Origin of the sequence: Pedobacter sp. N23S346 (assembly GCF_048515415.1) — a bacterium.
Classification (GTDB): Bacteria; Bacteroidota; Bacteroidia; order Sphingobacteriales; family Sphingobacteriaceae; genus Pedobacter.
Window position 1 is genome coordinate 315,775 of record NZ_JBLYEE010000005.1, and the last position, 15,316, is coordinate 331,090.

The following is a 15,316-nucleotide window of genomic DNA, read 5'->3' on the forward strand; positions in this document are numbered from 1 at the left end:
ACTATTTCTGTCTGAAGAAAATTTGAATTGGCGAACCAGAAAAATCAAAATTCTCTCTTAATTTATTTTCAATGAAACGTTTATACGGATCTTTGATATACTGAGGCAAGTTACAGAAGAACGCAAACATTGGCGATGTTCCATTAATTTGCGTAATGTACTTGATTTTAATGTGTTTACCTTTTAATGCCGGTGGTGGGAATTTCTCAATCAATGGCAACATTACATCATTCAATTTTGATGTAGGAATTTTCTTACCACGATTTTTCGCAACTTCAAGCGCCACTTCAATTGCCTTGAAAATACGTTGTTTGTTTAACACAGATGTAAATACGATAGGCACATCAGTGAAAGGGCGAATCCGCTCATGAATGTGCTCTTCGAACGCTTTCATCGTTTGCGTATTTTTCTCAATCAAATCCCATTTATTCACCAGGATTACGATACCTTTTTTGTTTTTCTCCGCTAAGTGGAAAATATTAATGTCCTGACTTTCGATCCCTTCCTGTGCATCAATCATCAAAACAACCACATCCGCTTCTTCTAAAGCTTTAATGGTACGCATTACTGAATAAAATTCAAGATTTTCTTTAACCTTGGTTTTTTTACGTAAACCAGCAGTATCGATCAACATAAATTCATGACCAAACTGGTTGTAATGAATTTTAATAGAATCGCGGGTAGTACCAGCATTAGCGGTTACAATATTTCTTTCTTTACCAATCAATGCATTTACCAAAGATGATTTACCCACATTAGGTCGACCAGCAATGGTAATTTTTGGCAACTCGTTTTCTTCTTCCGGAATATCTTCGAAGTGTTTTACAACTTCATCCAATAACTCACCAGTACCAGAACCAGTCATAGAAGAAAGCGGGAAAATCTCGCCTAAACCAAAACCATAGAAAGTACTGATTTCGCTATATAAAGCCGTGTTATCTACTTTGTTTGCACAAACGAAAACCGGTTTCTTACTACGACGAAGCACTTGTGCAATGTCATCATCCAAATCGGTGATGCCTGTGGTTACATCCACCATAAAAACCAAAACACTGGCTTCTTCAATGGCAATCATCACTTGCTCGCGGATAGCCGCTTCATAAACATCTTCAGAGTTGGCTACATAACCACCAGTATCAATTACGGTGAATTGGCGGTCTGTCCACTCCCCTACTCCATAATGCCTGTCGCGGGTTACGCCACTCACATCATCTACAATTGCTTTACGACTTTCAGTTAATCTATTAAAAAGGGTGCTTTTGCCTACGTTTGGCCTGCCTACGATGGCGATAATATTACTCATGGGTATTCTAATTGATAGTTAATGGCTTATAGTTAATGGTCGTGGTGCCTAAGCAAGCTGCTTAAACGATTTGGCCTATCAGCCATTGACTATCAACTACTAACCGATTTATTTCGGGCTGCAAAGGTACGGTTAATTATCGTAACCAAAGCTTTTTAAGTAGTTCTTTTTACTTCTCCAGTCTGGAATCACTTTTACAAACAGTTCCAGAAACACTTTAGTATCTAAAAATTTCTCAATTTCGATCCGTGCTTCAGTACCTACTTTTTTAAGCATGCTACCAGCAGTACCGATAAGAATATTTTTTTGCGAATCGCGTTCTACCACAATTTCAGCACTAATTCTAACCATCTGGCCTTTGCCATTCTTAAGCTCCTCATGTTTGAAGCTTTTTACAATCACCTCTGTACTATATGGAATTTCCTTCTGATAATTCAGGAAGATTTTTTCACGAACAATTTCAGAAACAAAGAAACGCTCTGAACGATCCGTTAAATCTTCTTTATCATAATACGGTGGGTGCTCTGGTAACATTTCCAAAACGCGATCCAATAATCCATCTACATTATGTTTGTGTAAAGCCGAAATGGCGTAAATAGAAACCGGATTTAACTTCTCCTGCCAGTAAGCGATTTTTTCATCAACCTGGTCTTGCGAAGCCTTATCTATTTTGTTAATGAGTACAATTGTTGGGATATCTCTGTTGAAAATTTTATCCAAAACATCATCTTCATCATGCGTTTCATTGATATCAGTTACAAATAAAAGTACGTCAGCATCAGTTAAAGATCCGTTAACAAAGCTCATCATACTCTCTTGCAAACTGTATTTTGGCTTGATTATACCCGGGGTATCAGAAAAAACTATCTGATATTCTTCTTCATTTACGATCCCCAAAATACGGTGCCTTGTGGTTTGCGCTTTAGGGGTAATAATGCTAAGTCGCTCGCCTACAAGCACATTCATGAGGGTAGATTTACCTACATTTGGTTTACCTATTATACTTACAAAACCTGCTTTATGCGCCATTAAAATATTTTTTAAAAAAAATTTGCAGCACAAAGAAACGAATTATATCTTTGCATTCCAATTCGGAAACAGAGTTAAGGATTTAATTCAAAGAAAAAACGAGTTGTATAGAGTGCGGGGTGGAGCAGTTGGTAGCTCGTCGGGCTCATAACCCGAAGGTCGCACGTTCGAGTCGTGTCCCCGCTACCAAATTAAGCTGAAAGCTTAAAGCAGAAAGTTAAAAGCTTTAGACTTTGGTCTGTTAGCTTCAAGCTTAAAAAAATGGCCCGTTCGTCTAGGGGTGAGGACGCCAGATTTTCATTCTGGAAACAGGGGTTCGATTCCCCTACGGGCTACAAAAATCAATATCAAATGATGTCAAAACCCTGCAAATCAAACATTTGCAGGGTTTTTTATTGATATCAAAAACCTAAAATATGCATCAAATCGCAATAAAAAAGTGTGTATTTCGGTGCGTATCTAGAATGAAACAACCTACGCACCGAATTCTCAATAACAAACTGAACATCAAGATGTTCAGTTATTAAATATCTTGATACGGAAAATCTGCTGTCTTACTTTTGTTTCACTCTAAGTAAGTAATTATGAAAGGTAATTTCCATCTGCTTTATTATCTAAGAAAGCAAAAAGTCTACAAAGGAGGCCCAAAGGCCATTTATCTGCGCATCACCGTAGATGGTAAACGGGCAGAAATGTCTATTGGTCGTGAATGCCAATCCGACAAATGGAATGGTTCTGCAGGGCGTGCCATTGGCACAAAGGAAGACGTCAGAACCCTCAATAACTATCTAGATAGCTTACAAAGTAAGATGAGAATGGCCCATCAGGCTTTACTCGACACAGGGCAACAGGTTACAGCAGCGAGTTTGCAAGGACAGTTTGTAGGCAAATCACAAAAAAGCAAATATCTGATGAGGTTATTTGCAGAACATAATTCGAGGATAAAGGAATTAATCGGAAATGGCTTTGAAGTCAATACATTAAAAGGCTACGTTACATCTGAAAAACACTTAACAGATTTCATTCGAAAACAGTATACCCAAGATGATATTCAGATAAGCGAACTTAATTATGCCTTCATTAACAATTTTGAACATTATTTACGGGCAGATTGTAAGTGTAGCGATGTTTCTGCCGCAAAATATATTAAACACCTTAAAAAGATCGTTAATCACTGTATAGCGAATGGCTGGCTAAAACAGGCTCCCTTCATAGCCTATAAATCCACAGCAAAAGCCAAAGAACGCATCTATTTAACCCAAAAGGAAGTAGATAAGATCATAGCTAAAGAATTCACTATAGGAAGGTTACAACAAGTTCGGGATATTTTCATTTTCTGTTGCTTTACAGGATTATCCTATGCTGATGTTAAAAAACTAAAACGCACTGAAATAGCCGTAGGAGTAGATGGCGAAAAATGGATATTTACTAAGAGACAAAAAACTGAAACGTCATCCCATATACCAATTTTACCAAATGCCGTTGAAATATTAAATCGTTATAAGCACAATCCTGAATGCGAAAACAGAGGTTTGGCATTGCCAGTATTAAGCAACCAGAAAACGAATGCTTACTTGAAAGAGATAGCGGATGTTTGTGGTATAGATAAACATTTGACATTTCACTTGGCCAGGCATACATTTGCTACAACAATAACTCTTTCGAATGGGGTTCCAATAGAGACAGTTAGCAAAATACTTGGGCATAGTGCCTTAAAAACTACTCAGCACTATGCAAAAGTTCTTGATACCAAGGTCAGCCATGATATGGGTAAGCTTAAACAACGGTACAGTAGTAATTAAAGTTTAATTTAGCTTTCAGAGTAAATGTTAAAAGCCGCAAAAACTTTTGCGGCTTTTAACATTTTAGAATATCTAGTTGTGGAGAATATTTCAAATTTGCAATAGATTCCCTTTTTAAACTGAGGTACTTAAACCCGCTGGGATGTGAACTTTATCCAATTTTCAGCGTTCTAGGTCTATCTGGAAGGATTTTTTGAAAGCGACTCACCAAATCACTTACCTTTTGTTAGAAAAATTAAATGTTTGGATTTCACACTTTGGTTACATTTATCATACTGTGTTATGGAAATTGGTTTAAAAAATGTTTCTTGCTAACTGTTTTGAATATTGGACGAAGTGTTCAAATGTTGTTTTTTCTCTTTCTAAAAAAGCTATCCACAGTACTTATTATTATTTTAGAAAAAAGTAGGGTACAAAGATCATTGAGCTAGTATTAAAATAATAATTTATTCAATGACCTAATTTTTCAGGGTTCCCTTTCTAAAAAATGTATGGCTATTATGGTAATCGGGCTGTTTTTGTAAGGTGCAGTAGATCAGTGGTATTGTTAAATTGCTGTTGGTTTATAGTAATTAATTATCATGCTTTGAATTGTAAATATTAATATGGTATATTGCAGATATCTTAAAGTTTAGTGTTTGGATAATCCTAAAACTTTTTGAGCTGGCCTGTTTATAAATTACTCTATTATAACTGATAATTTTTTCAAACAATTTAACCTAAAAATAACTTACATGAATGCTCTCAACCTCTCAAGCGAACAGAAAGATCTCTTTGCTCACATCAATTCCATTGTCCCTGCGGATGGTCATCTCGTTTATGATTTTACAGATGCAAAACAATTTGCATTTGCAACCTTAATGAATGAATTAAGCGGCCGTACACGGGAAACTTTTCCAGGTTCTTACCAATTGCTTGACGATATCAAAAACCATCATTTAGAACATGGTTTTCAACTTTTGAAAAGCGATGACCCCAATGATCCTTGGATAACCAGTTTTGACGTGCTGGATATCGGAGCCACGGCAGCCAACTATATTGGTGCAAATGGACAGGGAACAGTAGCGGGAGGGGCAGTTTCTATTAACCTCGCTTTATACGTTGTTGACAGCGCTGGAAATGTCCGGGCAAGTGGTACCAACGAAGGCTATACCCCTATAACCACTGTACTTGTTAAAACAAGTAATGCGACTTCCGGACCAGACAACAATATGACTGCCTATCTTGACTATAATTATCAGCCACAGTCGGCATTATTACAGGCTGGTGCTGTACCAGGTGCTTCGGGAGTGGTGGTTAAACAATCGCCAAACGGACCTGTGGCAGACCCTGTGGTCACAAGCCCTGTTCGGGTTTCAACGCGTCCGATCCATCCTAATTCGATTAATATAGGGTTGGGACGGCCCTGGACGGTTGCCAATACGGATCTGGATTACTGGTGGAATGAGTCTACCCAGGATCATCCTATAGGGAGGATCCCGTTCGCAGGGAATGTTGTTTTCCCAAGTGCAATACGGCAGCTTCAGGGCACAAATTTTAAAATTACGATAAAAGTAACCAATACAAGTAGCGGAGGGGCAGCAACTTTGTTGCCCTCAGACATAGCAACAGTGAATGCTGCTTTTAATATCGACCCCAATAACCCTAACAATTTAATCTGGAACCTTCCTGCTGGAACTTTGGCCTATCCGCCAGGTAACCCGATTGTTTTCAATAGCATTCCGTGGACATCGGATCTATATGCTTATTTTACCTGTTACATCATGGTAACGCTGGCGTCAGGTCAGCCTGCTTTTGCAACCATTGCCAGCAGTCCATTGCCTGATGTTGATCCATTGGACGGAACAGCTTATATCATGCCGCTTTCATTTGTATGGCATTGCCTTGCCGGTGGAACAATGGTGACTTTACAGGATGGCTCAAAAAAAGCGATAGAAGATTTTGTGGCCGGGGATGTGGTGCTATCAGATGGACAAACTGCAACGGTTAGGGCGACCACAAGAGGGGTTCATCCGGGTGCAGTGCTTAAAATTACGTTTGAACAGTACGGAGAACTTCACGATGTGGTGACCACACATCATCATGCCTTTTTTAAAGGGACAGAAATGGTGCGCGCCAATGAACTGCAGCCTGGAGATGAAATTCGGGAGGTAGATGGAACCGCAACGGTACAGCAGGTGGAAGAATTGGACGGTTATAACTATTTGTTCCATAATCTGGTGCTGGAGAAAGAGGATACAGCTCAAAATAAGGTGGGTACTTTCTATGCAAATGGCATATTGGTAGGGGATGCCTATGCACAGCAGGATCTAACTGCGCAGCGTGCGGCGGATAAAGAGTGGATTAAAGGGCAGCTGGACACCTATTGGGCAACGGATGTAGAAAGTCATTTCGCAAGAAAATAAACCGCAAAATAGCAATCATATGAGCGGAGTTGTTACACCAGTCCTTGCGGGCGTTAGCGTGAGCAGTGGAAATATTGTGGTCAATTGGATCCCCCTTCAGGATTCAACTTATTTTAAAGCTACAGTTTTTCTCGGCGCTAACCCTGTTACCGGGGCCTCAAGTGTAGACCAGGGATTTGGGACGGTCATTACCCCAAATCCTGGTTTACAGGCAAACCAAAGCTACCAGGTGATGGTGGCACAATGCGATGCGTCTGGAAAACAGACCAGTCCGTACAGTCAGCCCTTCAATTTACTGCAAAACCAGGCAACGGCCCTTAAAGCTTATGTAAACGCAAATAACAACGTACTCGTTTCATGGACTTTACCTGCCGTAGGCAATCCTCAGGGAGGAATGGTTTCCTTAATGCAGACGGGTGTTAGTGCTGCACTGATTTCTGTTCAGGTTACCGGTAATACGGTTGTACTTGAACCGGAAGTGGCACTTTCTGCCGCCAATATATATCAGGTATATTTAAGTCCTTTTAGTAATGGAGGGGGATCTACCGGGCCGGATAATTCCATTCAGTTGTTGCTTTCACCTTCAGTGGTGGACACTTTAACGTATTCTGCGGATGCCAATCAGATCCAGGCTTTTGCGACACCGCCATCGCCCTTGCCGCCAAATCTTTATCTGTATATCTCTTTATATATTAATGGGGTGTTTTCGGGCATCAGTACAGATAGCGTGGCCGTCTCAGCAGGGATTCCCTTGTTGTTTTCCACTATCAACCCGGCAAGCTTATATACCATTACTATAAGAAATGGAATCAATGGCGCTTATGGACCTGAAACACCGCCCTCAACCGTGGTGGTTGCTGTTCCGGTATTGGAACAAATACAATTTACAGGTACTTCGGTAGAAGCGGCCTGGAAAAACCTCCCTGTGCCTTATCTGATCACAGGTGCCAAAATTGGATTGATCGGGGATGGAAAAGGACTAAATTCTATGGATGTTTTAGGAAATAGCGGTACAATTTCAGTACCCACAACACCTAAATGTACTAAATATGAACTGCAGTTATATGCCACTTCAGGGAATTCAAGGGGCACAAGAACAGTTCCGGTAACCATGCCCAGTGTGGCACCAGTGGTTTCGGCCAGTAGTTTTGATGGAAGCCGGACGGTCATTAGCTGGGCGGCAATAGCGAATACTGCTGGTTATCAATGTACTATAAATGATCCCTTTGGCCATGTTTTGGCAAAGGTTCAAACCAATGGTACTACTGCAGTACTGGATGTGCTGCTGGCGCCGGATGTGATTTATCAGGCAACGGTTTGCGCGTATGCGAAAACGGCCGGACTAACGCTCTCCGGACCGCTTTCTTTGCCTGGCAACCTCATTTCGGTGTGCCCGGTATTAACTGCTGTAAATTATAATAATGGAAAAGTAACTGTATGGTGGAATGCTGCAGTAATTCCGGCGGCAACCGGTGTTACGGGCTATCAAGTGGGTATCTATTTAAACGGACAGCTTCAGGGTGCCTTAACAAATGTTACCGGTATTGCTACAGGAACGGTCGATATTTCTGTCAATCTATCTCCATGGTTAGCCTATACCGTAGCGGTGAGGGTCGTAAGCGTGACCAGTCAGGGGCCTTTTTCACCGCAAAGTGCAATCATCGCTGCCAGTGCTGTACTGAAAAATACGTTTTTTAACGGTACAACGATTTCCATGAACTGGGCCTTTCCTCAAAAAGATGCGGTTACCGGATATTTGATTACGCTCTTTAAGGATGGCACTGCACAGCCCATTACCAATAAAAACTATACCGTCAATTCTGAATGGATTTTTGATAGCCCCCTGGGTACAGGCCTTTGGACTGCTGCTGTTCAGGTGGTTAATGGTATGGCAACAGGGCCGGCTTCGGCTCCGGTGACTTTCATTACAGAAACCATAGCGCCGGTTACCGTTAATTACAACGATGGTGTGCTAACGGCCTCCTGGACCAAGGCGGTAAGCAATTCAGTTACCGGCTATCTTTTTTCTGTTGTGCTCAATGGTCAAATCCTTCAAAGCATAACCACTAACTTATTAACTGCATCACTCAATTGCAAACTCAATCCGGCAAACCAGTATACTTGTCAGGTTCAGGCTTTAGGTACACAGGTTATCGGGCCCGCATTGGCCTCTTTAGGGATTCTGGTGGTTACACCGTTGATCAAAAGCGTCCTTTACCGGCAAGGTGTACTTACGGTGAGCTGGGATGCCGCTGGCGTATCGAATACTTATCAGCTTCTGCTGTATTGTGATGATATTGTGGTTGCGATCACGCCGCAATATACAGGTTTAACAGCTACAGTGGCAATTGCACTGGATAAAACAAAAAATTATTCGGTGAAAGTAAATGTGATAAGCGGTGCAGTTAACGGTCCTCAAAGTCCGGCCGCAGCGGTAATCCACGTTTCACCTTTAATTGGTCCTTTTCATTACGATGGAGCAAAGCTGGAAATCGAATGGGATGCGGTTCAGCAAGATGGGGTAAATGGTTATCTCCTGGAATTGGCCGGTTCGGTGTCGACAAATATTATATTGAATACAGCATTTAACAAAGCCACTGTACCGGTTGTTTTTTTGGATACGGAAACATATACTTTAAAGGTTTGTGCAGTAGGTGATAAGGCGTCAGGTCCGTTTTCCGATATGGTAAATCCATATGTGATTGATACGGGTTATTATTTCGGCGCGGTTGCCGCAGCTACTCAGCCATGGATCAGCAGATCGGCTGTCCGTCCGGTATCGCCAGCTGCATTTACACTTTATTTACCTCCCCTTTTTAATACCCCTCCGGTTTCGGATTTGCCTGCTGGACTGGCACCAGGCGGTACATCGCCCTTCCAATTGAGTAAAACAGGAAATACTTCACTGCCTTATATGCTTTCCATAGCGCTGAACAGTGACGCCTGGCAGTTTAACAATGAGCCGATAAGGAATAATTTACAATTGGATTATCTGAATTTTATTGCCGCACTGGAAGGGGTGGCGGGCGGTTTGCTTCCGGGAACAATTCCTTTTTTGCAGCAGCTCATTGCCCGCTCACTGCCCTTAACTTTTGATGAGACGCTTTATTATGCGACCGGATTTTATCCTGCGCAAAGATATATAAACCTTCAGGGTGGTATGCGGCTTTCTATGGCGTACGGTACTTACCAATTTACTGGTCCGCTGCAAGCCAATGAATCTGTTTTGCTGAATGGGCTTTCTGGTAATGGTACAGCCAGCTATATCATGGGGTCTTATTTATCGGGAACACCGGGCGCGCAGGTACTTGATCTTGGTTTCAGCAATTTTCTTTCTTCCGTTGTTCAAAATGTTGACGCGAATACAGGAGGAGGGGCAAATATTGTTGATTTGTACAACAGTGCATTCCGGCAGCCTTATTACAGGTTAATTTATCCTCAGATTTTTCCTTCTGCGGATAGTAAGGGATGGGCAGATAATACTAAAAATGTGAGTGTACTCGGTGCAGCCAGTTATACGGTACTGGAGCAGGCAACGAATTTGGTGCTTAATGGAGGTCGTTTACCTGATGGGGCTTTTCTGACTTTCTTTCGCGGTCGGGTGAGCATTATTCCAGAAATCCAGGTGTTCCTTAACGGAAAGGAAAAATGGGTTGCAGCAGGCTCTACCATTCGTAACCTGCTGGAAGAAGTTTGGGGAACGCTTCCGCGAATAAAAGGGGCTTATCCTGCCGGTAGTACCAAAAATATACAATTGATGCGGACGGCCGACCATATGATCAATAGCCTGAACAATGTTGCCGCCAATTCACTTCTGGGCCAGCGTAACCAGGTTTATATCAATTATCAAACGGTAAATACCTATGCCGGCGGGAAGGATAATTTTGACCTGCCGCTGCTTCAGGGGGATGTATTAATCACGGATAAAAACACTTTTTGATGGCCACTCCCGTTTTTCAACAGCAGCAGCCGGGCAGCCCGGTTTACCTGATCTCCTACGGTGGGGTTAATGAACCGTTGGCCGGTTATTTTATGCCGGGTTCTGCTAAAGTGAGCTTCACTTTTTCTGAGGCCTGGGCCAGCAATCAAGGGGTCTATTTTTTTCTAAGTGAAGCGTTAACAGACCAGCAGGCCTTCGCCAAAAACTTACAGCAATACCTCAATACACCTGGAAAGACCTATACGCGTTTTGTTTGGATCAAAAATCCCAACGGCCCCGCCAATCAATGGACTATAGAAACGATAGTCATTTTGAACGGGCTTTCTAATCAAAAATCACCGTTTAGTTTTGGCAGCTACCTTTTTGAAGTTGCAGGGGGCTGTCGTATTGATCTGGTACAAACGGGCACAGATTATGTTTTTAATCTGGTTAAGGCCGGGCAGACCAGCTGTTTTTTGGAAACTGCCTCTGGCACCAACCGGTATGCGCTTCCTCCCGGTACTGTGGTGCTGGATTTTAAGCAGGCCACATTAGGGTGCCTGAGTTTCGGTGTTGAGCTCCAGAGCAATACGCCCGGTTTTCCGGATTTTGATACCATGGATATTGGATGCCGATATTACATTGATAACGAAGATTATACGGGTTACCTGCGGTCACTGCGTTACCCTGTTTTTGAGGCGACGGCTACTAAGCGGTCTATAACCGGGTGCCTTCATCCAGCGCACCATTTTGATCCCGCATTGAGTTTTTTTAGTTTAACCCCATCGGGGATCACCCAGTTGGCCTGGAAAAGTTTTTACCGCACCAATATGGGGCAGCGGATTGACCTTGCACCGCAGGCCAATGCCCGGTTTGTATTTGCACTTAAACCACAAACGAAAAACATCTCGTCTTCTGATCCCTATACGCTCGTTCTGCAGGGCGATTTTATCCTTTCTGCAAATCAAAATCTTTTAGAAGAAAATACCTCTGAAAATGCCATGATGCCAGGTATTTCGGGGGTTGAATATATTTCTCTACCCGGAAACGGTAACCTGATCCGCTTTATAGCCGGGCAGGCGGCTTATGCCCCGGCTTTTAGTACGAAACCGGTAGTGGTTGCGCATCGTTTACCTGATGAAACCGGTTTGACTGAACTGGCCACCACCTCATGGGCCTATTTTATGGCACAGGGAGGTGGTGGGATAAAATATTTTGCCCAGGCTGAGGATTCGCTGCTCTATTATACCGATCAGACCGGCACACTAGCGCCTTATCTTGGCTATTTGCAGGTGCTTAACGGGGTTTTGCCGCAGCCGGCGGTGGAAGGGGACTCTATACTGAAAGCCTTTCCATCTGTTCCCTATCCAGGGATACACGCCTCAGATCTGCCTTTATACAGTCAGCTGGAGGTACAGGTGCTCAATCCTGTACGCCGAAAGCTAATAGAAAAACTGGTGGCACCGTTGCCACCTCCGCAAAGCGGATTGGTAACGAGTGTAACACCTCAGGGACTTAAACTGAACTGGGATACCTCTTGTACCTGGCTAAATTCGATCACGATAGCAGATGGGGGCCGTATGGAGGGTGATCATCCAACAGGGCTTCTACAGTTTACCGATATTAAAGGTTCTTTCCGGTCGGCCCTGCTCAGCAATCAGCTCTTTCTGGTGGTGACCAATATGGAGGAGTTTTTTTCTGTCGCTTCTGCTAATTATAAACTGGGCCGCAATGCGATGTCTGCTTTGTTAACGGCCGGCCTGCCGCAACCATTATGGGCCAAATTAAAGTCCAATCCGAGCCTGGAGGGCCAGTTATACCCTAATTTAACCGCTTATACTGCCGCATTGCTTACCAAATTAACGGTTGCAGAGCTGGAAGCAAACAAGGTTGTTTTAATGCGGTGCGGTGCTTATGCATTTATCGAGATTGGGGGTGATGTTTTTTATGAACTTACTGCCGCAGGTCTCCGGCTGGTGAACGATTGCGGCGCCAATTGGTCTGTTCCTGATCCGTTGCTTAACCAGTTGATCAATGCTGCAACGGTAAATGGTAAGAAGTTTGACGATTTTTCTAGTTTCCAGACTGCGGTTACAGCCATTATTGGTCTGGCCAACTGGAATAGCTATTCGGTCCTGTTGACGGAATATGCCAGGATTGTACTGGACAATTGGATATTTGACTGTTCTCCTTATATCTGGGCCAACCCAACGGGTAAAGAAAACCCTATAATTACCGATCCCAATACCATTTTAATTTTTAAGTATGCCAATGTGAGCCTGGAAGCACTGGCCGCAGACGCGAGTACCTGGGTATGGCCTGACGCAGCAAAAAAGCAGGGTGGCTCTATAGCACAAACTCAAAGCGATATTCTGACGATTGTTAACGATGCGAAAACGCGCGCAGTGTCCGAACGTGATTTTCGTAAATTCAGCAGCGTTGTGTCCGATCCTGAATGGAATGGGGTTTTAGTTTTGAACAGCCGGATTTCGCTGGATACTCTACCTGATGAGCTAAAGGGGCTGGCTGCTGGAATTGACCCGTCACGTTTTTATGCCCACCATATCGGGGTTGATGTTACCCCGGTGGTTACAGATTCCGGGACATTAAATATTAAGCGCAGTGCATTATTCGGATTGATCAACTTTGATGACCCTCAAGACCAGTATCTGCTGGATACGCCTTATGCTTTTAAAGTGTTGAGTTTGAAGGTCCTCTTTGAGAACTCGGCCGTTACCGATTTTTATAGCCGTGTGGAGCTTTTGATTTCTGAGCTATTTGGTGAACCGGCAATTTTGACCGATCAAACGCATGGTAATAATCTGATCTTAAACGGGTTTTATCAGAAACAGGACGGAAAATCGTCTTATACTTTTGTGGTTAACGGTGAGAATAAATTTCAGATCACCAGTAAAGTATTGAAAGAAATAGAGGTTAAACATGCAGAGTTTTTAACGATAGTGCCGCCTTTAGGGGCTGGAAATGAAGATACGGTTCATTCTCAATTTATTTTAAACGGCAGCATGCGTTTTAAGAGCCTGGAGTATTTCGATTGTTTTTCTTTTGGCAATTCACTGGATGCGACAGGAAATGTGGTTGATGGATGGCTTTCTTTTAAAAATCTGCTGGTCAATATGGATTTTAAAAAAAATGTGGGCCAAAAATTCAGCTTTGTGGCATCGAAAATGTTTTTTGATGTGTTCAATAGTAAACCCCGCCCTTTAAGTTTTTACAGTCATTTTCCCCTGCAGATGAATACTTTACTGCAAGGCAGCAAGGTGCAGTTTCCCGGAGATCTTGGCTATATGAATGTGAGTACACCTTTGCAGCAAGGGAGTTTTACCGATCAATGGTTTGGATTTGTTTACAACCTTGACCTGGGTACCCTTGGTTCTTTGACAAGTGATATCGGACTTAAAGTAAAGGTATTGATTGGCTGGGCGCCGGCCATTGAATCCTATAATATTTATGTTGGGTTGAACCTTCCGGGTTCTTCTTCTGCAAATACCGAAATACCAATTGAGGGAATACTTAAACTGGTGTTCCGGAAAATAGAGGTCACCGCTGCGGAAACGCTTGGGAACGATGGACTAAAACAGGTCAATTATATGCTCAAGCTCAGGGGAATTTCCTTGAAACTTTTGAGTGTCTCATTTCCTCCGGGCGCAATTGACATGTACCTGTTTGGCAACCCGCAGTCAGACCGGAGTGCTGTAGGCTGGTATGCGGCTTACAGTAAAGAAAAGGAAAGAAAAAAGACAGCAAGCAGATTGAAACGACTATAAATCATTTAAATTAATTCGGATGGCAAGTGTAGAGATTTTTTTTCTGGACGTAGGGCAAGGTGATGCTACTTTTATAAAATGTCCGAACGGTACAAAGCTGCTGGTGGATTTTGGATCTAAAAAAAATGGGGATATTGCGGGAGCGGATGCGGTTACATTTGTAGAGAGCCAGGTTCCTACTGAACCACCAACCAAGACACGCTATATCGATCATCTTTTCCTCACCCATGGGGATGGCGATCATTATAATTTACTGGGTAAGCTTCATGAAAAATCTTTCAAATATAGAAATGTACATATTGGAGGTGTTGAAGCCGATTACTGTGCAGAGGTAAAGACCAATGTTTTTACCCCTGCAAAATTTACGGGTACGCTGAGTATTTTTGGTAATTGCGATGGAGATGCGGAGGGTTCTCCACGATGGACATTTGGAACAGGAACTAACAAAGTGGAAATTTATTTGCTCTGTGCAAATTATCCAAATGCAACGGCTTCAGACAAGAATGAAAAGAGCCTGGTGTTGATGCTGAAGTACGCAGGGTTAAAAGTTATTCTTACCGGTGATGCCGGTGCCGCAGTTGAGAACTATATCGTAAACACCAAATATACGGCGAACAAGGCATTTCTGAAATCATTTGGCCTGAAGCTCGGGCACCATGGTTCGGAGGGGTCGTCAAAAGAAGACTGGCTTAAGAATGTAGAAGCCAAGGCTTATTTTGCCAGTGCGGATCAAAAATGGGGACATCCTTATCGCTCGGTTTATGATCGCGTTATTGCGGCTGATTTTGTCAGGAAAGTACCGGAATTTAAGCATGGATATGTTTGTGGAAAACACAATTCAATAACCAAGGACTACGAATGGAAGAATTTTAATCAGTCTGTTTATTTTTTTACCAATTTGTATAACATTAAGACAATAGTGAACCCAATGGCTGTAAATGGCAGGGAATGGGAAGCATATGGTACAAACTATGGCCTTTATATTTACGATGATGGCAAAGTGGAGATCGCTAATTCAGACGATTTAAAAACGAATAAAGGAAGTTCAGGCAAATTTAAACCTTAAAGAAACC

The 15,316-nt window shown here is 42.6% G+C and carries 7 protein-coding genes and 2 tRNA genes; 7 read left to right on the top strand and 2 right to left on the bottom strand.

The features are described 5' to 3' along the window. Position 1: 1 nt before the first annotated feature. Together der and era are read right to left on the bottom strand one after the other, a co-directional pair. The gene (gene der / locus ACN1CD_RS11785) at positions 2-1,303 is read right to left on the bottom strand and encodes a ribosome biogenesis GTPase Der (RefSeq protein ID WP_419130592.1); all 1,302 of its coding nucleotides are present in this window, start codon (positions 1,301-1,303) and stop codon (positions 2-4) included. A 132-nt stretch (positions 1,304-1,435) separates the two neighbouring features. Then, entirely contained in the window at positions 1,436-2,332 is an 897-nt protein-coding gene (gene era / locus ACN1CD_RS11790; RefSeq protein WP_419130593.1) for a GTPase Era, read from the bottom strand. 113 nt (positions 2,333-2,445) lie between these two features. Here era and ACN1CD_RS11795 point away from each other — a divergent pair. The 7 genes from ACN1CD_RS11795 (at position 2,446) to ACN1CD_RS11825 (ending at position 15,309) form a co-directional block, all read left to right on the top strand. Continuing rightward, positions 2,446-2,521 (top strand) — tRNA-Met (locus ACN1CD_RS11795). Between the two features lie 74 nt (positions 2,522-2,595). Then, positions 2,596-2,667, top strand: a tRNA-Glu gene (locus ACN1CD_RS11800). 249 nt (positions 2,668-2,916) lie between these two features. Continuing rightward, positions 2,917-4,134 (top strand): site-specific integrase, encoded by a 1,218-nt coding sequence (locus tag ACN1CD_RS11805; protein WP_419130594.1) that lies wholly within the window; start codon positions 2,917-2,919, stop codon positions 4,132-4,134. A 734-nt stretch (positions 4,135-4,868) separates the two neighbouring features. Then, positions 4,869-6,539 carry a Hint domain-containing protein gene (locus ACN1CD_RS11810; RefSeq protein WP_419130595.1) on the top strand — a complete coding sequence of 557 codons (1,671 nt, stop codon included), beginning with the start codon at positions 4,869-4,871 and terminating at the stop codon, positions 6,537-6,539. 19 nt (positions 6,540-6,558) lie between these two features. Then, positions 6,559-10,479 carry a hypothetical protein gene (locus ACN1CD_RS11815; protein ID WP_419130596.1) on the top strand — a complete coding sequence of 1,307 codons (3,921 nt, stop codon included), beginning with the start codon at positions 6,559-6,561 and terminating at the stop codon, positions 10,477-10,479. Continuing rightward, on the top strand, positions 10,479-14,243 hold the full coding sequence (locus ACN1CD_RS11820) for a hypothetical protein (protein ID WP_419130597.1): 3,765 nt from the start codon (positions 10,479-10,481) through the stop codon (positions 14,241-14,243). Before ACN1CD_RS11815 ends, ACN1CD_RS11820 begins: the two co-directional genes overlap by 1 nt. A 19-nt stretch (positions 14,244-14,262) precedes the next feature. After that, entirely contained in the window at positions 14,263-15,309 is a 1,047-nt protein-coding gene (locus tag ACN1CD_RS11825) for a ComEC/Rec2 family competence protein (RefSeq protein ID WP_419130598.1), read from the top strand. The last annotated feature ends 7 nt before the right edge of the window (positions 15,310-15,316 follow it).

Coding starts and splice junctions, on each gene's coding strand:
- era (WP_419130593.1), bottom strand. CDS start 2,332: ATGGCGCATAAAGCAGGTTTTGTAAGTATAATAGGTAAACCAAATGTA.
- ACN1CD_RS11825 (WP_419130598.1), top strand. CDS start 14,263: ATGGCAAGTGTAGAGATTTTTTTTCTGGACGTAGGGCAAGGTGATGCT.
- ACN1CD_RS11805 (WP_419130594.1), top strand. CDS start 2,917: ATGAAAGGTAATTTCCATCTGCTTTATTATCTAAGAAAGCAAAAAGTC.
- ACN1CD_RS11815 (WP_419130596.1), top strand. CDS start 6,559: ATGAGCGGAGTTGTTACACCAGTCCTTGCGGGCGTTAGCGTGAGCAGT.
- ACN1CD_RS11820 (WP_419130597.1), top strand. CDS start 10,479: ATGGCCACTCCCGTTTTTCAACAGCAGCAGCCGGGCAGCCCGGTTTAC.
- der (WP_419130592.1), bottom strand. CDS start 1,303: ATGAGTAATATTATCGCCATCGTAGGCAGGCCAAACGTAGGCAAAAGC.
- ACN1CD_RS11810 (WP_419130595.1), top strand. CDS start 4,869: ATGAATGCTCTCAACCTCTCAAGCGAACAGAAAGATCTCTTTGCTCAC.